Origin of the sequence: Streptomyces sp. E2N166 (genome assembly GCF_003671715.1) — a bacterium.
GTDB lineage: Bacteria > Actinomycetota > Actinomycetes > Streptomycetales > Streptomycetaceae > Streptomyces > Streptomyces thinghirensis.
This window is the reverse complement of the sequence record NZ_RAIF01000018.1, coordinates 399,452-415,932: the sequence shown is the minus strand read 5'-3', so window position 1 is coordinate 415,932 and position 16,481 is coordinate 399,452. Positions and strand designations below refer to the sequence as shown.

The following is a 16,481-nucleotide window of genomic DNA, read 5'->3' as shown; positions in this document are numbered from 1 at the left end:
CTCCGTCGGCGTGACCAGCCGTACGTCCTGCTGCTCCACGTCCAGCCGGGCGATCCGCTCGGGTTCGGGCACGTCGCGCCCCGGTGAGCCGGGCAGGACCGAGCGCCGGGCCTTGCGCTGCCGGTGCGTCATGGTGACCTGCACCTGCATGTTCAGCGGCGCCGAGAAGACGCTCGCGTCCTCGGAGCCGTTGGTGAGGACGTCGCTGCGCGTGGTGGGCCCGGCCTGGTTGCGGCGGGCGCTGACGTGGTTGCGGTCGCGGCGGGCCGAGCCCGTCAGGACGCCGGGGACGATCCGCACCTGGCCGATCGCCGACCAGCCGGCCGACCGGGAACTGCTCCGCCCGCTCTGGAGGTTGCTGCTGACGCCGGAGTGGCTGCGCACCAGCCACTTCTCGATGTCACCGGCGTACTCGGCGTCGCCGAGCGTGCCGGTGACCCGTATCTGCACGTCGTGCGCGTGCATACGGCTCTTGCGGCGCAGCCGCACCGGTACGCCCGTGGACAGCAACTGGTCCTTGTTCGCCTTCAGGTTGGTCTCCGAGAGCCGGGTGACCAGTTCCTGGTAGTTGTGCCGCTGGGCCTGGGCCTGGGCCGCGGGAACGCCCGGCTTCCGCTTGTCGCCGAAGGGGGGCAGGAAGCCCTCCAGCCGGGGGTCGGCGGCGAACATCTTCTCGATGGACGCGATCATGCCGGTGGTGTCCAGCCTGTCGAGCGCGACGCTCGCCCCCATCGCCCCGAACGGCAGGTGACGCTCGACGTCCTCCTCCGTCTCCTGGTCGCCTCCGGCTCCCTCCCGCCGCCGTTTCGGTCTGGTGACGAGCGGGCCGGCGCTCACCCCGGGCGGCAGTGGCAGCCCCATGTCCTGCGCCTCGTCCGCCCGCAGGGTCATCCACATCCGGAGGGAGTGGCGGGCCACTCGGGAGGCCCGGCCCAGCAGCATGTTCGCGGAACTGGTCCCGGTGCCCTCCACGGTGAGGTCGACGGTGGCCAGGTAGAGCACCTTGTCGCCCCGGACCTCGGCGCCCACCCGGCGGGCCGTCGTCTGGTCGTACTGGGTGAAGCGGGCCTTGCGGGCGGCGGCGGTGGGCATCGCACCGGCCCGGGCGACGGCGGCGTTCATGGCCACGCCGACTCCGACGGCCGGTCCCGCGCCGATCGCACCGGAGCGCCCCTTGCCCGCCGCGTCGGCGGCCGTGTGCTGGGCGTGGGCGTGGGTGCGCAGCTGGGTCCGGCCGGCGGCCCAGCCCGGGGCGAGACCGGCGATCCGGGCGCTCATCCGGTACGCGCCGGCCGTACGGGGGTCCGGCCCGGTCAGGTCGTCGCTCACGACGCCGTTGCCCAGCAGCCGGGGCATGTCCTCCAGCACGGCCGCGGTGGAGGTCGCCGCGTACAGGCGGGCCCGCCCGGGGGAGCCGGGCTCGGTGAGCGAGGGGTGCAGCACGGACGCGACCGTGTCGAACAGCCCGCCGCCGCCCGCGTGCGGCCCGGCGTCGTCGGTGACGGCGACGGGGGCGAGGGAACCGGCGTGCCGGACGCGCCCGGCCAGGGCCGGGTCGTCGACGCGCGGCGCCGGTGGCGGCGCGGCGGTGTCGTACGGCACGAGGTTCTCGGTCGGCACTCGCATGGTCAGCGTGCCGGTGCCGTACACGGGCGGTGCGGGTGCCGCGTCCTGCTGCCTGATCCGCACGCCGTAACGCACCCTGCGCGGTACCTCGACCGACCCCGACTCGCTGCGCAGCACCCGCGGTTCGGCCACGCCCTTCTGGCTGCGGCTCTCCTGCGACGACTGCCAGGGCTGGGCCTGCGCCATGCCCACGCCGCCCAGGTAGAGGCCCGGGGCGACGGGGGCGAGCCCGAAGAAGGTGCCGCCCGCGCCGTAACTCGCCGAGCCGCCCGAACTGGAACCCACCGCGGCGGCCGAGTTGTGGTGGACGTCGACCTTGGTGGCGTCCTCCTGGGCCCGCGCGAGGGCGGCCGGCTCGATCTCCGGGGGCCGTTCGTCGGTGGCGGGGGAGATGGTGACGGTCACGTCGAACCAGCCCCGCCCCTCGCCCCCCTCGACGGCGAACGCGCGGCCCTGCCCGTAGAACGTCTCGGGCCGCGCGGCCAGTTCCGCCGCGATCTCGGCGACCGCGCCGTCGGCGCGCGCGACGGCGCCGGCCACGACGGTGCGGACGAACTCGTGCCCGGTGAGCCCGTACGTCGAGGACAGCCCCGGCGCCTGGAGGCCCAGCAGATACGGGGGGAGGGTCAGGCCGTGCTCGGCGGCCTCCGTCACGGTGCCCAGGCCCGGCCTGCCCGGCGCGGTCGCGCTGTTGGCCGTACCCGGCCGCATCGCCCGCGTGGCCCTCGAATTGCCGGCGCTCTGCTGGAGCGCGAGCATGTTGGAGCGCGGCCCGGGCCCGCCGGCCTGACCCAGGCCGCGCGCTCGTTCCGCCCGGGGCACCGAGGGCGTCCGCCCACGGGCGCCGTCCTGGCGCTCGTCCGTCTGCCGTTGTCCCTGCCGCTGTCCTCGCACCCGCGTCAGCGTATGGACGCGGAAGCGGCCGTACGGGGCACGTGACCGGGTTCGGGGAGATCGTCGACGAGACCTCTTTTTGTGTTCAACAACGGTGCATTCGGGTGGCCTTGACAGTTCACGCCGTCCGCAGCAGTCGCCCGATCTCCAGCTGCTCGGTCTCCAGCGGGTCGCCGTCCTCCACGTTCCACAGGCTGTTCTGCAGGACGCGGCCGAGGCACCAGGCGCGGGCCCGCTCCCGGTCCAGTCCGAGGACGTCGGTCATGGCGTCGAAACGCCACCGGGTCTCGCCGGGGTCGTAGCGGTTGTCGAGGGCCGGAAGCAGGTCGAACCCCGGGTCGCCGGCCAGCGGCTTGGGGTCGATGGCGAGCCAGGGGGCGCGGTCCGCGGCGAGGACGTTGTCGTAGTGCAGGTCCCAGTGCAGCAGCCGGTCGCCGGGCTCGTCGGCGACCTCGCGCACGGCGGCGGCGCAGTCGGCGACCAGCCGTCGGTCCGCCGGGTCCGCGATGCGCTCCAGCGCCCACGGCGTCCGCTCCAGCATGCCCCGCGCGATGTCGCCGAGACGGCGCACGCCGGGCGGCGCGGGGGAGGCGGTGAGGTGGGCGAGCAGCCGGGCGATGACGAGGACGGCCTCGCGGGAGTCCTCGACGTGACTGAGCATGCGGGACGCGTCGAGGCGCTCCAGGAGCATGGTGCCGGTGGCCGGGTCGTGGTCGAGCAGCCGCACCGCCCCGTCGCCGTCCCACAGCCGCAGGGCGACGGGCTCGCCCTCGGTCTCCTCGTCGAGGATCTGGAGCTTGAGCACGGCCGGTGCGCCGTCGGGGCGCACGACGGGCAGCACCAGGGCCGCCCAGCCGTGCATGGAGGGCCCGTCGAGGCGCAGCTCCCAGCGGTCCAGGAAGCCGGCCGCCAGCGCGGGCAGCCCGTCGATGAAGGCGCGGCCCGCCGCACCGTTGTACTTCGCCTGCGAGACGGCGAGCGCGTCCGGAACGTCGATCACGTCGTCCGACGCTACCGGCGGGCGGCCCGGCGGTCACCGGATTATCCGGCGCCGACGGCACCCCTCCCGCCTCAGCAGGCCCGGAAATTCGACGGAATCCGAAGGAGACAGGCGCCGTTCACCAGGGCTAACGTCCTTGCCATGAGCAGCTCGACCAGCGGCGTCGTCAACGGTGGCATCTCCTTCTGGTACGCGGACGACGGTCTCCCGCCGGCGGTGCGCGAGCCGCTCGCCGGCGACGCGTCGGCGGACGTGGCGATCGTCGGAGGCGGATACACGGGCCTGTGGACGGCGTACTACCTGAAGCAGGCCGCCCCCTTCCTGCGGATCACCGTCCTGGAGCAGAGGTTCTGCGGCTACGGCGCCTCCGGCCGCAACGGCGGCTGGCTCTACAACGGCATCGCGGGCCGCGACCGGTACGCGGGACTCCACGGCCACGAGGCCGCGGTGCGCCTCCAGCGGGCGATGAACGACACCGTCGACGAGGTGATCCGTGCCGCCGAAGCCGAGGACATCGACGCCGACGTCCACAAGGGCGGAGTGCTCGAAGTGGCGTGCACCCCCGCGCAGGCGGCCCGGCTGAAGGCGTTCCACGAGGCCGAACTGGCCTACGGCGAGAAGGACCGGGAGCTGTACGGCGCCCGGGAGACGGCCGAGCGGATCAGGGTCGCGGACGCGGTCGGCTCCTCCTGGACCCCGCACGGGGCCCGCCTGCACCCGGTGAAACTCGTCAAGGGCCTGGCGGCGGCCGTGGAGCGCCTCGGCGTGACGATCCACGAGTCGACGCCGGTGACGGAGATCCGTCCCCGGCACGCGGTCACCCCGTACGGCACCGTCCGCGCTCCCTACGTCCTGCGCTGCACCGAGGGCTTCACCGCCTCCCTCAAGGGCCAGCGGCGGACCTGGCTGCCCATGAACTCCTCGATGATCGCCACCGAGCCGCTGACCGACGCGCAGTGGGAGTCGGTCGGCTGGGCGGACCGGCAGGCCCTCGGCGACATGGCGCACGCCTACATGTACGCGCAGCGCACCGCCGACGGCCGGATCGCGCTGGGCGGGCGCGGAGTGCCGTACCGCTTCGGCTCCCGCACCGACAACGACGGCACCACGCAGACGGCGACGGTCGAGGCGCTGCGCGAGATCCTCGTCCGCTTCTTCCCGTCCCTCGCCGGACTCCGCGTCGAGCACGCCTGGTCGGGCGTCCTCGGCGTACCCCGCGACTGGTGCGCGACCGTCACCCTGGACCGTTCCACGGGCCTCGGCTGGGCGGGCGGCTACGTCGGCTCCGGCGTCGCCACCGCCAACCTCGCCGCCCGCACCCTGTGCGACCTGGTCCAGCACGACTCGGGCCAGGGCGGCCGAACCGACCTCACCGACCTGCCCTGGGTGAACCACCGGGTACGCCGCTGGGAACCGGAGCCCCTGCGCTGGCTCGGCGTGCAGGGCATGTACGCCGTCTACCGCGAGGCCGACCGGCGCGAACGCACGAGCCACGGCGCGGGGTCGTCCCGGCTGGCACGGATCGCGGACCGGGTGGCGGGCCGGAGCTGAGACCGAACCCGCGCGGACGCACGCCCCGGACGCGGACCGACCGCTCGCAGTGGCCCGGCGGACGGCAGGCGGCGGGGCCCCTTCCCTCCAAGGCCTATGCCACCGGTTCCGGCACCGGCCGGTCGGCCGGGGCGCCGTGTTTCGGGGCCTTGGCCGTCACCATCAGGCCCGCGACCAGGCCGGCCAGCAGCATGATGCCGGCGGCCAGCCAGATGGCGACCGTGTAGCCGTGGACGATGCCCTCCCGGACGACCGACTCCCGCTGGGACGGGTCGGTGAGGTGGGAGGTGATGTAGGTCGCGCTGGTGCTGGTGGCGATGGTGTTGAGCAGCGCCGTGCCGATCGAGCCGCCCACCTGCTGCGCGGTGTTGACCGTCGCCGAGGTCACGCCGGAGTCCCGCGGGGCGACCCCGGCGGTGGCGGTGGAGAAGACCGGCATGAAGGTCAGGCCCATGCCGAGGCCCATCAGGAGCAGGGCGGGCAGGATCGCGGTGGCGTACGCCGAGTCCACGGTCATCTGGGTGAGGATCACCATGCCGCCGGAGGCGAGGAGCATGCCGGGAACCATCAGCATGCGCGGGCCCACGCGGCGCAGCAGCCGGGCCGAGATCTGGGTGGAGCCGACGAGGATCGCGGCGGTCATCGGCAGGAACGCCAGGCCGGTCTTCAGGGGCGAGTAACGCAGGATCTCCTGGAGGTAGTAGGTCATGAACAGGAAGAGCCCGAACATGCCGACGACGGCCAGCATCATCGTCACGACGCAGCCGGCGCGGTTGCGGTCGCGGATGATGTGCAGCGGCAGCAGCGGGCTCGGGGCACGGGTCTGCCACCAGACGAAGACCACGAGGAGCACGACGCCCGCGGCGAACAGCGCCAGCACCAGCGGGTCGGTCCAGCCGCGGGGCTGCGCCTCGCTGAAGCCGTAGACGAGCGCGACCAGGCCGCCGCAGCCGAGGACGACCCCGGGGACGTCCAGGCGGGCGCCGGTGTGTCCGGGGCGGTCGTGCAGGAGCAGGAAGGCGCCGATCACGGCGGCGACGGCGATGGGGATGTTGACGTACAGGCACCAGCGCCAGTTCAGGTACTCCGTGAGTACACCGCCGACGATGAAACCCACGGCGGCGCCGCTGGCGGCCAGCGTGCCGTAGATGCCGAAGGCCTTCCCGCGCTCCTTCGGTTCGGTGAACGTGGTCGCCAGCAGCGACAGCGCCGACGGCGCGAGGACGGCGGCGAAGACTCCCTGGAGGGCGCGGGCGCCGAAGAGCATCGCCGACGTGGTGGCGGCGCCGCCGAGCGCGGAGGCGGCGGCGAAGCCGATCAGCCCGATGACGAAGGTGCGTTTGCGCCCCACCAGGTCCGCGACCCGGCCGCCGAGCAGCAGCAGACCGCCGAAGGCGAGGGTGTAGGCGGTGATCACCCACTGGCGGTTGCCGTCGGACATGTCCAGGTCGCGCTGCGCGGAGGGCAGCGCGATGTTCACGATGGTCGCGTCGAGGACGACCATCAGCTGGGCCAAGGCGATCACCACCAGCCCCCACCAGCGGCGGGGGTCGGTCTCCGCGGGCGCGGCAGGCCCACCTGTCCGGGTGCCACTCATCTGGCCAGAAGACCATGAAACGGGGCGTATCGCATCCCGTTGCGCAAGTGGCCGTACCCGCCGCCTTTCATGGCTCCAGGACCACCTTCCCGGTCGTCGCCCGGGTCTCCAGCGCGCGGTGCGCGGCGGCGGCCGCGGTGAGCGGGAAGCGGTGCACGGCCGGGGCGAGCCGGCCCTCGGCGGCCTCGGTGAGGGCGCGCAGTTCCAGGGTGCGTACGGGATCGGGGCCGCCGGCCTTCTCCGTCATCACCGGGCCGAGCACCTGCTGGGAGAGGCCGTCGACGAGGTGGGGGGCGTCGTCGTGCAGCCCCTGGCCCGACCAGCCGAAGACGAGGTGCCTGCCGCCGGAGCCGAGCAGGGCGACGGCCTCGCGGGCGACGTCCCCGCCGACGCCGTCGAAGACGACGGTGGCACCGCCGCCGCCCAGGTGGGCGCGGACCTCGGCGGGCCATCGCGGGTCCCGGTAGTCGACGGCGAGGTCGGCGCCGTTCGCGGCGACGCGGGCGGTCTTCTCCGGGCCGCCGGCGAGCCCGATCACCGTGGCGCCGGCGTTCTTGGCGTACTGCACGAGCAGGGTGCCGATACCGCCGGCGGCGGCCGGGATCACGGCCACCGAATCGGGGCCGAGGTCGGCGAACTGCAGGATCCCCATCGTCGTGCGCCCCGTGCCGATCATGGCGACGGCCTCGGCGAAGTCCAGGTTCCCGGGGATCTCGTGCAGCCGGGCGTGGTCGGCGACGGCGAGTTCGGCGTAGCCGCCGGGCGCGAAACCGAGGTGTACGACGACGCGCACGCCGAGCAGGCTCTCGGGCGCGCCCTCCCCGAGGGACTCGACGACGCCCGCCACCTCGCGGCCGGGGACCGTGGGCAGGGCGGGAAGCTCGGGCGCCGGGCCCTGGAGGCCCTTGCGCAGGGCGGTGTCCAGGAGGTGGACGCCCGCCGCGCGGACGGCGATCCGGACCTGGCCCGGGCCCGGCCGCGGATCCTCGACCTCGTCGAGGGTGAGGTTCTCGGCCGGGCCGAAGGCGTGCAGGCGGATGGCGCGCATGGGATCCCCCAGGGTGAGGCGGGCTGTGTGCGTCCCACCCAACGACCTCAAGCATGCTTGAGGTCAAGCTCCCGCCGGCCGAGGGCCAGGGACACCGCCGTCAGCGCGCTGTTGAACGACACCTCCGACAGCAGACCCGGAGCGGCGACCTGGTCACCGGCGAGATAGACCCCGTCGCCGCGGTCGACGGCGGGCCGGTCGCGCCAGGTCGTGCCGGGCAGGTCGACGGCGCCGGTACGGCCGTTCGCGATCGCCTCGCGCCGCCAGGTGAGACGCTCGCGCCAGCCGGGGTAGCCGAGGTCGAGCAGCCGCTCGGCGCGGGCGGTGCCGTCGGCCCTCGACTCGTCGGGCGCGATGGGGATCTGTCCCTGGATCAGCTGCTCGCCCGCCGGGGCCAGCGTGCGGTCCTGCGCGGTGAACCGCTCGATCCAGCCCGGTGCGTCGAGGTCCGAGACCGCGAAGGCGTCGCCGCGCCGGGTCCGTACCGCCAGGTCGATCAGGGTGGTGCGGCCGCTGGGCCAGGTCAGCGCGGGGTCGCCCAGCAGGCGGCGGGCGGCGTCCAGAGAGGTGGCGACGACGACCGGGGAGCCGGCCGGTACCGAGTCGACGCGGGAGAGCGTCTCCACCCGGACCCCGAGGTTCCACGCGAGGGCCGCCATCCGGTCGATCACCCCGGACCAGCCGCCGCGCGGGTAGTGCGCCTCGGGCGGCAGCTTGGTGGCCCGGCGCAGCCGCTCCTGCACGAAGGCGGCGGACAGCGACCCCGGGTCGTGGTGGAAGAGGGCGACGGCGCAGTAGTGGGCGGCGGCCCGGGCGCCCTCCTCGCCCGCGACGCCGGTCGCCCAGGTCAGGAAGTCGGTGTCCACGGGTGCCTGTGCGGCGCCCCGGCGCAGCAGTCTGAGCATGGCGAAGGGCGGGGTGCGGCGCAGTACGCCCTTGTGGCGCAGCCGCAGCCGGGCCCCCTCCAGCGGCGGGAGCGGCGCGAGCGGACCGATCAGGTCGCGCTGCTTGAGCCACGCCCAGTGCGGGCCGCCGTTGTAGAGGGCGTGCGGGCCGTCGTTGGTCCGGTACCGGCCGTCGGCCGTCCGGGCCCGTCCGCCGAGTGTGTGGTGTGCCTCGTGGACGGTGACCTTGGCGCCCGCCTCGGCGGCGGTGATGGCCGCGGTCAGTCCGGCGAAGCCGCCGCCGATGACGGTGATGCGATGCATGGCTCGGGGTCTCCCTCGGGTCGGGGTCGCCTGGTGTGGTGCCTGTCTGCGAGTACGACGGCCACGGGGGTGCGGAATGTGACATGCGGCCGGGAGAGAAGGTGTTCGCGCAGGTCGGAACGGGTTGTCAGTGCCGGGGTGCAGCATGGGGGCATGGCGAGGAGAGCGGCGGGCGGCGGCGGTACGGGTGCGACGAAGGTGCGGGCGGCACGGCGCCCGGAGCTGCGGCTGCCGCCGCTGGAGCCGCACGACGGAGGGGAGCTGGAACCGGACGGGGACTACGACGGGCTGGAGTTCCGGGACACCGACTTCGCCGGTCAGGACGGCGTCGGCGCCCGCTTCATGGACTGCGCGCTCACGGGGTGCGCGCTGGACGAGGCGTCCCTGGCCCGGGCCCGGCTGCTCGACTCGGTCCTCAGCGGAGTCCGGGGCGTCGGTACGCGGCTCGCCGAGGCGACCCTGCGCGACGTCGAGCTGGTCGACGCCCGTCTGGGCGGCACCCAGCTGCACGGCGCCGCCCTGGAACGCGTGCTGATCCGCGGCGGCAAGATCGACTATCTGAACCTGCGCCGGGCCCGGCTCAAGGACGTCGTCTTCGAGAGCTGCGTGCTGGTCGAGCCGGACTTCGGGGGCGCCCGCCTGGAGCGGGTCGAGTTCGTGGACTGCGCCCTGACGGGGGCGGACTTCAGCGCGGCGACCCTCACGGACGTCGACCTGCGCGGCGCCGCCCCGCTGGAGCTGGCCCGGGGCGTGGACCGGCTGTCGGGGGCGGTGATCAGCCCGGCCCAGCTGCTGGACCTGGCGCCGGTGCTGGCCGCGGAGCTGGGGGTGCGGGTGCTGGCGGGGGAGTAGGGCGGGCGGGGCGCCGGCGCGAAGCGGGGCCCGAGGCGCTCAGGAGACCCGCGGGAAGCGGGCCTGGAGAGTCCAGATCGCCGGGTTGTCCGCCAGGTCGTCGTGCATGTCGGTGAGGTCGGCGATCAGGTCGTGCAGGAAGTCGCGGGACTCCCGGCGCAGTTCGGTGTGGGAGAAGGAGAGCGGGGGCTCGCTCTCCGGCAGCCACTCGGCCTCGATGTCGACCCAGCCGAAGCGGCGCTCGAAGAGCAGCCGGTCGGTGGACTCGGTGAAGTCCAGCTCCGCCCGCTGCGGACGGGCGGCCCGGGAACCCGCCGGGTCCCGGTCGACGCGCTCCACGATGTCGCACAGCGCCCAGGCGAAGTCGAGCACCGGCACCCATCCCCAGGCTGTGGAGAATTCCCGGTCCGCCTTGGTGTCGGCGAGATACACGTCCCCGCAGAACAGGTCGTGCCGCAGCGCCCGGACGTCCGCACGGCGGTAGTCCGTCTGCGGGGGGTCGGGGAAGCGGGTGGAGAGGGCGTAGCCGATGTCGAGCACGCAGGTGATGGTGTCATGGCCCGGCCGTCGCCGGAGCCGGGCCGGTCGCGGTGCCGTGCCTCACGGGCTCTCCGGCCGGCCGTCGCCGTGGAGCCAGTCCTCCCAGACCTCCGTGAAGTCCTCATCCGGCGCCGACTTCTCCACGTACGCCGTGAAGTCGTCGGTGTCCGCGTTGCCGTGGCGGTGGGCGGTGGCCCAGCCACGCAGGAGGTCCCGGAAGGCGTCGTCGCCGACCTGCTGGCGGATCTTGTGCAGGACCATCGCGCCGCGCTGGTAGACGGGGCTCGCGGAGATGTCGTCCGCGTCGGGCGGGTCAGCGGGCGGGAACGCCCAGATCGAGTCGCTCGCGTCCTCGTCGGAGTAGTAGGTCCCGTCGTAGAGCGCGTCGAAGGTCTCCTGCGCGGTGTCGCCGCCCTCGTCCTCCTCCCACAGCCACTCGGCGTAGGTGGCGAAGCCCTCGTTGAGCCACATGTCCTGCCAGGTCTTCGGGCTGACGGAATTCCCGTACCACTGGTGGGCGAGTTCGTGGACGAGCAGGACGGTGTCGGGGGCGCCCGGGAAGTACGGCCGGCTCTGGGTCTCCAGGGCGTAGCCGGCGTCCTGGACCCGGTCGACGATCGCGCCGGCGGAGGAGAAGGGGTACGGGCCGAAGTTCTCCCCGGCCCACTCCACGACCTCGGGGATCCGCCCCAGGACCTTCCGGCTCGCGTCGGCCTGCTCCGGGTCGACGGCCGTGTACACCGGCAGGCCGTCGTCGGTGGTGGAGCGGTCGGTCTCCCAGTCGCCGACGGCGACCGTGACGACGTGGCTCGACATCGGCTCGGCGGTGTGCCAGGTGAACGTCGTACGGCCGCCGTGGTTCCGCTCGCCCGTCAACTCACCGTTGGAGACCGCCCCCAGCCCCTCCGGCACGGTCACCGCGAGGTCGTACGTGGCCTTGTCGGAGGGGTGGTGACTGCCGGGGAACCAGGCCATCGAGCCCGTCGGCTGACCGAGCCCGACCGCGCCGTCCTCGGTGGGCAGCCAGCCCTCCTCGGAGCCGTCGGGGTCGGTCACCGTCACCGGGTCGCCGGAGTAGCGGACGCTCACACGGAACGTCTCCCCGTCGTCCAGCTCGTCCGCCGGGCGGACGGTCAGCTCCTGTCCGGCCCGGTTGAAGCGGGCGTTCCGGCCCTCGACCGTGACCTTCTCCACGTCCAGGCCCTTGAGGTCGAGGTTGAAGGCGGACATGTCCCGGGTCGCGCGGGCGGTGATCGTCGCGGTGCCGGTGAGGTGCTCGGCGTCGGGGTCGTAGGCCAGGGTCAGGTCGTAGTGCCCGACGTCGTAGCCGCCGTTTCCCGCCTTCGGGAAGTACGGGTCGCGCACGCCCGAGCCGCCGGGGGTGCCGTCGACCGCGCCACCACCGCTGCACGCCGCGAGGGCGGTGGCGGTGGCGGCGGCTACGAGCAGACGGGGGGTGCGCACGTCGTGATCCTATGAGGCGTTTCACGTGAAACGCCCGTTGGGACCGGCTGTCGGGGCCTACGGCAGGCGCGAGCGGTTGTCAGCCGATCGCCGCCGCACCCACCTGCGCGAACTTCTCGTCCAGGGTGCCGGACGGGGCGCCCGCGACGCCGATGCCGGCGATCGGCGCCTTGCCGGCCGTGACCGGGACGCCGCCGCCCAGGAACAGGGTGCCCGGGATGTCCTTCAGGTTCGGGGCGTTCTCCAGGCGGCCCTCCAGCTCGCTGGTCGGCGCGTTCCAGGAGACCGCGGTGAACGCCTTCCTCTCGGCCGACTCGTAGGACTGCGGGCCGGCGCCGTCACCGCGCATGGTGAGGATCGTGTTGCCGTTGCGGTCGACGACGGCGACCGTGATCCGCTGGCCCTCCTTCTCGGCGGCCTTCAGCGCGGCCCGCGCCGCCTCGTTCGCGGCGTCGATCGTCAGGTGGGTGGAGGTGGTGGTGTCGCGCTTGCCGGCCGCAGCGGCGGGGGCGGTGGCCACGGCGGAGTCCTGGGCGGCCTGCGGTGCGGAGGCGTTCGCCGCCACCGTGCCGAAGGTGCCGGCGACGACGGCGGCGAGAACGGCGCCGCCGGTGGCGATGCGGGTGCGCCGGGAGAGGGTCTTCTTCATGGTGGTCTGCTCCTCGGGGTGGGATGTCGGGGGGACATCGCGGTGGGGAAGGGGGGTCGGTCCGTCCGCTCTCCACCCTCCGCCCCGCGGCCGGGGCGCACGGTCGCCGTTCCGGGTGCTCGTGGGCGACGGAACGGGCGACGGCGGGGTCATCCGATCGGCTGACCCCGCCGGCCCTCCCGAAGGGCCACCATGGGAGTGTCCGCGCAGCTCAGCGGTCTTCTACGGCACGTTGTAGGACACGAAGGCGACAAAGGAGGCGCGTGGGATGCCGAAGCCGTACGCCCCGGACACCCAGTGGCTCGGCGCCGTCATGCACGTGGCGTTCTTCCTGCTGCTCGGAGGCGCCCTGGCCCGCTTCCTGCTGCGCCACCCCGGCGAGCCCCGGACCCCGTGGATCCTCGCCCTGTCCCTCGCGCTGGCCGTGCTGCACCTGCTCGGCCCCGTCCTGAGCGGCCCCGGGGCGCGGCCCACCCGGCGGCGCCTGGCCTGGCTGGGCCTGGTGGTCGTGGTGTGGATGGTGCTGGTCGTCCTCGCGCCCAGCTTCTCCTGGTGCGCGGTGCCCCTCTTCTACACCGGCCTGCGCACCCTGCCGGCCCGGGCGGCGCTCGTGCTGGTGACCGTCCTGACGGTGTTCGTCGTCGCCGCGCAGTTCCGGCTCGCCGGGCGCTTCGACCCGAACCTGCTGCTCGCGCCGCCCGCCGTCGCCGCGATCGCCGCCGCCGTGTTCCTGCACACCGAACGCCAGGCGGCCCGGCAGCGCGCCCTGATCGACGACCTGATCCGCACCCGCCGCGAACTCGCCGCCGCCGAGCGCCGCGAGGGCACGCTCGCCGAACGGCAGCGGCTGTCCAGGGAGATCCACGACAGTCTCGCCCAGGGCCTGTCCAGCCAGCGGATGCTGCTCCAGGCGGCCGAGCGGGTCTGGGAGTCCGACCCGGGCAAGGCCCGCACCCACGTCCGGGGCGCCGCCTCCGTCGCCGAGCACAACCTCACCGAGGCCCGCCGCTTCGTCCACGACCTCGCCCCCGCCGACCTCGCCCGCGGCGGCGGCCTTCAGGCGGCGCTGCGTGCCCTGGCCGCACGGGAGTCCGGCGACCAGCTCACCGTGCGCGTCCACGTGGACGACGGCGCCCGCGTCCCGCCGCTGCCCGACCGCGTCCAGTCGGCCCTGCTGCGCGTCGCCCAGGGCGCCCTGGCCAACGTCCGGGAACACGCGGACGCGTCCACCGTCGCGCTCACCCTCACCCTCCTCGACGACCAGGCCGTCCTGGACGTCACCGACGACGGGCAGGGCTTCGACCCGGCCGCGCTGCCCGACGCCCCCGCCGGGGTGCGCGGACACGGGCTGCCCGCCATGCGCGCCCGGCTGCGTCAGCTCGGCGGCGCCCTGACCGTCGAGTCCGCCCCCGGCGAGGGCACCGTCCTGTCCGCCGCCGTCCCCCTGGCGCCCCGAACCGACCCGGCCGACCCGCTGGAGGCACCCCGATGACCGCTTCGGCCACCCCGCTGGAGGCACCCCGATGACCGACCCGGCAGGCAGTGGCCCCGCCCCCGCCCCCGTGCGCATCCTGGTCTGCGACGACCACGTCGTCGTACGCGCCGGGCTGCTCGCCCTGCTCGACAGCGCCCCCGGCATCGAGGTGGCCGGCGAGGCGGGGACCGGCGAGGAGGCGCTCGCGCTCGCCGCGCGGCTGGCGCCGGACGTGGTGCTGATGGACCTTCAACTCGGCGAGGGCATCGACGGAGTGGAGACCACCCGCCGCCTCACGGCAGCCTCGGGACCCGGGGGAACCGCCCCGCACGTCCTGGTCCTCACCACGTACGACACCGACGCCGACATCACCCGCGCCATCGAGGCCGGCGCGACCGGCTACCTGCTGAAGGCCGAACGCCCCGAGGAACTCTTCGCGGCCATCCACGCCGCCGCCGAGGGCCGCACGGCCCTGTCCGGACCCGTCGCCAGCCGCGTCATGGCCAACATGCGCAGCCCGCGCCCCTCCCTCACCGACCGCGAACGCGACATCCTGGCCCAGCTCGCCACCGGACTCGGCAACCGGGAGATCGCCCGCGCCCTGTTCATCAGCGAGGCCACGGTGAAGACCCATCTGCGCCGCGTCTACGACAAGCTCGGCGTCGACACCCGCGCGGGCGCGGTCGCGGTGGCCAAGGAACGGCGCCTGCTGCCGTGACGCCGTGACCTGTGCCGCTGCCGTGATGCCCCACCGCCGGGACGCCGAAGGCCCCCCGGCGCACGACCGGGGGGCCTTCGTACGGAACGAACGGGTGAGTGAACGTCAGACGTTCACACCGAAGTCCTGGGCGATGCCCACCAGGCCCGAGGCGTAGCCCTGGCCGACGGCGCGGAACTTCCACTCGGCGCCGTTGCGGTACAGCTCGCCGAAGACCATGGCGGTCTCGGTGGCCGCGTCCTCGGAGAGGTCGTAGCGGGCGATCTCGGCGCCGCCGGCCTTGTTGAGGATGCGGATGTAGGCGTTGCGCACCTGGCCGAAGTTCTGCGAACGGTTCTCGGCGTCGTAGATCGACACCGGGAAGACGATCTTCTCGATGTCGGCCGGGAGGCCGGCCAGGTTGACGTTGATCGCCTCGTCGTCGCCGGCGCCCTCGCCGGTGCGGTTGTCACCGGTGTGGACGATCGTGTTGTCCGGCGTCTGCTTGTTGTTGAAGAACACGAAGTGGGCGTCGGAGTAGACCTTGCCCTCCGTGTTGACCGCGATCGCGGAGGCGTCGAGGTCGAAGTCGGTGCCGGTGGTGGTGCGGACGTCCCAGCCGAGGCCCACGGTGACTTCGGTCAGGCCCGGAGCCTCCTTGGTGAGCGAGACGTTGCCACCCTTGGACAGGCTTACAGCCATTGTTGGGAGTCCCTTCCTTCGTGTACGTACGGCAAGAAAGCTACAGCTACCCCCATGAACGACGAGAGGGGTACGCAAGGTTCCTGCTCTCTTTACTTTCTTTACCGAGGCCTGGATCAGGATATTGGGATGACGTGGGCCGTCCGGGGACGGGAACATGGACGGCATGTCCGGTCCCCATGTCATCCGCGGCTCCGTCTCCCTGCCCGAGGCCGAGCTCGTCTGGCGTTTCTCGCGCTCCTCGGGGCCCGGCGGCCAGCACGTCAACACCACGGACACGGCGGTTGAACTCCGCTTCGACCTGGCGAGGACCGAGGCCCTGCCGGAGGTGTGGAAGACGCGGGCCCTGGAGCGGCTGGCCGGGCGCCTGGCCGACGGCGTCGTCACCGTCCGCGCCTCCGAGCACCGCTCCCAGTGGCGCAACCGCGAGACCGCCGCCGTACGCCTCGCCGCCCTCCTCGCCGAGGCCACCGCGCCCCCGCCCAAGCCCCGCAGGCCGACCCGCATCCCGCGCGGCATCAACGAACGCCGGCTGCGGGAGAAGAAGCAGCGCTCGCAGACCAAGCGGGGCCGCACCCCGAAGAGCTGGGACTAGGGCGTGCCTGACAAATCCCGTCGTCCGCCCGGAGGTCGGGGCAGGCGGGGTCTGCCGGACAGGCCCCAGGGCCGGAAGGGTCAGTCCAGCTTCAGCACGCCCACCGTCTCGCCCTCGCTGGTCTCCCCGTTGGGGCGGAAGCCCAGGCCCAGGTAGAAGCCCTCGGGGCCGTTCGGGCCGGGATGCCACGTCACCCAGCACTCCTTGCCGCCGCGGCGGCGGATCCGGGTGGCCACCGACTCCACGGCGAAGCGGCCGTACCCCTGGCCCTGTTCCCCGGCCGCGATGTTCAGCCGCCACAGCCCGGAGCGTCGGACGCTGCCGTCCTCGTACCAGTCGATGTCGAAGAAGGCCATGAGGAAGCCGACGGCACGGTCGCCGTCGAGGATCAGCCGGGGCCAGGCGGCGTCGGGGTGGACGTAGGCCTCGGCCAGGGACTTCACCACCGGGGAGACGGCGTGTTCCTGCTCGGGGAGCACCCGTATGCCCAGGGCGGCGTCGAGGTTCGCGGGAGTGATCTCCACCAGCCGGAGCGGGGGTCGCAGCGAGGCACCGGTCGTCATGCGCGCACCCTAAACAGGCGG

Annotated in this window: 14 protein-coding genes and 1 pseudogene; 5 read left to right on the top strand and 10 right to left on the bottom strand. The window is 73.8% G+C overall.

The genetic code is table 11. The features are described from left to right. Positions 1 to 2,520 (bottom strand): annotated as a pseudogene (locus EBH09_RS16205) (hypothetical protein); the annotation flags it as partial. Between the two features lie 118 nt (positions 2,521 to 2,638). After that, positions 2,639 to 3,520, bottom strand: coding sequence for an aminoglycoside phosphotransferase family protein (locus tag EBH09_RS16200; RefSeq protein WP_121747702.1), 882 nt, complete (start codon positions 3,518 to 3,520; stop codon positions 2,639 to 2,641). Positions 3,521 to 3,661: 141 nt separating this feature from the next. Here EBH09_RS16200 and EBH09_RS16195 point away from each other — a divergent pair, with 141 nt between their 5' ends. Continuing rightward, complete coding sequence (locus tag EBH09_RS16195; RefSeq protein ID WP_121747701.1) at positions 3,662 to 5,071, top strand: FAD-dependent oxidoreductase; 1,410 nt, start codon at positions 3,662 to 3,664, stop codon at positions 5,069 to 5,071. A 94-nt stretch (positions 5,072 to 5,165) separates the two neighbouring features. On the opposite strand, the gene EBH09_RS16190 is transcribed toward EBH09_RS16195, so the two are convergent. From EBH09_RS16190 to EBH09_RS16180, 3 genes are all read right to left on the bottom strand, one after another. Next, complete coding sequence (locus EBH09_RS16190; protein WP_121747700.1) at positions 5,166 to 6,668, bottom strand: MFS transporter; 1,503 nt, start codon at positions 6,666 to 6,668, stop codon at positions 5,166 to 5,168. A gap of 67 nt (positions 6,669 to 6,735) precedes the next feature. Beyond that, positions 6,736 to 7,716, bottom strand: coding sequence for a zinc-binding dehydrogenase (locus EBH09_RS16185; RefSeq protein WP_121747699.1), 981 nt, complete (start codon positions 7,714 to 7,716; stop codon positions 6,736 to 6,738). Between the two features lie 47 nt (positions 7,717 to 7,763). Beyond that, on the bottom strand, positions 7,764 to 8,924 hold the full coding sequence (locus EBH09_RS16180; protein WP_121747698.1) for an NAD(P)-binding protein: 1,161 nt from the start codon (positions 8,922 to 8,924) through the stop codon (positions 7,764 to 7,766). Between the two features lie 153 nt (positions 8,925 to 9,077). Here EBH09_RS16180 and EBH09_RS16175 point away from each other — a divergent pair, with 153 nt between their 5' ends. Next, positions 9,078 to 9,776, top strand: coding sequence for a pentapeptide repeat-containing protein (locus EBH09_RS16175; protein WP_193776342.1), 699 nt, complete (start codon positions 9,078 to 9,080; stop codon positions 9,774 to 9,776). A 39-nt stretch (positions 9,777 to 9,815) separates the two neighbouring features. Here EBH09_RS16175 and EBH09_RS16170 read toward each other — a convergent pair whose 3' ends face one another. The 3 genes from EBH09_RS16170 to EBH09_RS16160 all read right to left on the bottom strand — a co-directional run bounded on the left by EBH09_RS16170 (position 9,816) and on the right by EBH09_RS16160 (position 12,429). Then, positions 9,816 to 10,316, bottom strand: a complete 501-nt coding sequence (locus tag EBH09_RS16170) for a hypothetical protein (protein ID WP_121747696.1) — start codon at positions 10,314 to 10,316, stop codon at positions 9,816 to 9,818. Between the two features lie 60 nt (positions 10,317 to 10,376). Continuing rightward, positions 10,377 to 11,780, bottom strand: coding sequence for a M1 family metallopeptidase (locus EBH09_RS16165; protein WP_121747695.1), 1,404 nt, complete (start codon positions 11,778 to 11,780; stop codon positions 10,377 to 10,379). A gap of 79 nt (positions 11,781 to 11,859) precedes the next feature. Then, the gene (locus EBH09_RS16160) at positions 11,860 to 12,429 is read right to left on the bottom strand and encodes a heme-binding protein (RefSeq protein ID WP_121747694.1); all 570 of its coding nucleotides are present in this window, start codon (positions 12,427 to 12,429) and stop codon (positions 11,860 to 11,862) included. A 268-nt stretch (positions 12,430 to 12,697) separates the two neighbouring features. Here EBH09_RS16160 and EBH09_RS16155 point away from each other — a divergent pair, with 268 nt between their 5' ends. Both EBH09_RS16155 and EBH09_RS16150 read left to right on the top strand, forming a co-directional pair. Next, entirely contained in the window at positions 12,698 to 13,921 is a 1,224-nt protein-coding gene (locus EBH09_RS16155; protein ID WP_121747693.1) for a sensor histidine kinase, read from the top strand. Positions 13,922 to 13,952: 31 nt separating this feature from the next. Further along, a complete protein-coding gene (locus EBH09_RS16150) occupies positions 13,953 to 14,621 on the top strand; it encodes a response regulator transcription factor (protein ID WP_121747692.1) in 669 nt (222 codons plus the stop codon). A gap of 105 nt (positions 14,622 to 14,726) precedes the next feature. Here EBH09_RS16150 and EBH09_RS16145 read toward each other — a convergent pair whose 3' ends face one another. Further along, the gene (locus tag EBH09_RS16145) at positions 14,727 to 15,302 is read right to left on the bottom strand and encodes a TerD family protein (RefSeq protein ID WP_121747691.1); all 576 of its coding nucleotides are present in this window, start codon (positions 15,300 to 15,302) and stop codon (positions 14,727 to 14,729) included. Positions 15,303 to 15,459: 157 nt separating this feature from the next. On the opposite strand from EBH09_RS16145, the gene arfB reads away from it, so the two are divergent. Further along, a complete protein-coding gene (arfB, locus tag EBH09_RS16140) occupies positions 15,460 to 15,897 on the top strand; it encodes an alternative ribosome rescue aminoacyl-tRNA hydrolase ArfB (RefSeq protein WP_121747690.1) in 438 nt (145 codons plus the stop codon). Between the two features lie 80 nt (positions 15,898 to 15,977). Here arfB and EBH09_RS16135 read toward each other — a convergent pair whose 3' ends face one another. Beyond that, positions 15,978 to 16,460 carry a GNAT family N-acetyltransferase gene (locus EBH09_RS16135; RefSeq protein WP_121747689.1) on the bottom strand — a complete coding sequence of 161 codons (483 nt, stop codon included), beginning with the start codon at positions 16,458 to 16,460 and terminating at the stop codon, positions 15,978 to 15,980. Between the last annotated feature and the right edge of the window lie 21 nt (positions 16,461 to 16,481).

Bases quoted from the DNA above. Each gene is read 5' to 3' on its own strand.
- EBH09_RS16195 (WP_121747701.1), top strand. From the start codon at position 3,662: ATGAGCAGCTCGACCAGCGGCGTCGTCAACGGTGGCATCTCCTTCTGG.
- EBH09_RS16190 (WP_121747700.1), bottom strand. From the start codon at position 6,668: ATGAGTGGCACCCGGACAGGTGGGCCTGCCGCGCCCGCGGAGACCGAC.
- EBH09_RS16185 (WP_121747699.1), bottom strand. From the start codon at position 7,716: ATGCGCGCCATCCGCCTGCACGCCTTCGGCCCGGCCGAGAACCTCACC.
- EBH09_RS16180 (WP_121747698.1), bottom strand. From the start codon at position 8,924: ATGCATCGCATCACCGTCATCGGCGGCGGCTTCGCCGGACTGACCGCG.
- EBH09_RS16175 (WP_193776342.1), top strand. From the start codon at position 9,078: ATGGCGAGGAGAGCGGCGGGCGGCGGCGGTACGGGTGCGACGAAGGTG.
- EBH09_RS16160 (WP_121747694.1), bottom strand. From the start codon at position 12,429: ATGAAGAAGACCCTCTCCCGGCGCACCCGCATCGCCACCGGCGGCGCC.
- EBH09_RS16155 (WP_121747693.1), top strand. From the start codon at position 12,698: ATGCCGAAGCCGTACGCCCCGGACACCCAGTGGCTCGGCGCCGTCATG.
- EBH09_RS16150 (WP_121747692.1), top strand. From the start codon at position 13,953: ATGACCGACCCGGCAGGCAGTGGCCCCGCCCCCGCCCCCGTGCGCATC.
- EBH09_RS16145 (WP_121747691.1), bottom strand. From the start codon at position 15,302: ATGGCTGTAAGCCTGTCCAAGGGTGGCAACGTCTCGCTCACCAAGGAG.
- arfB (WP_121747690.1), top strand. From the start codon at position 15,460: ATGGACGGCATGTCCGGTCCCCATGTCATCCGCGGCTCCGTCTCCCTG.
- EBH09_RS16135 (WP_121747689.1), bottom strand. From the start codon at position 16,460: ATGACGACCGGTGCCTCGCTGCGACCCCCGCTCCGGCTGGTGGAGATC.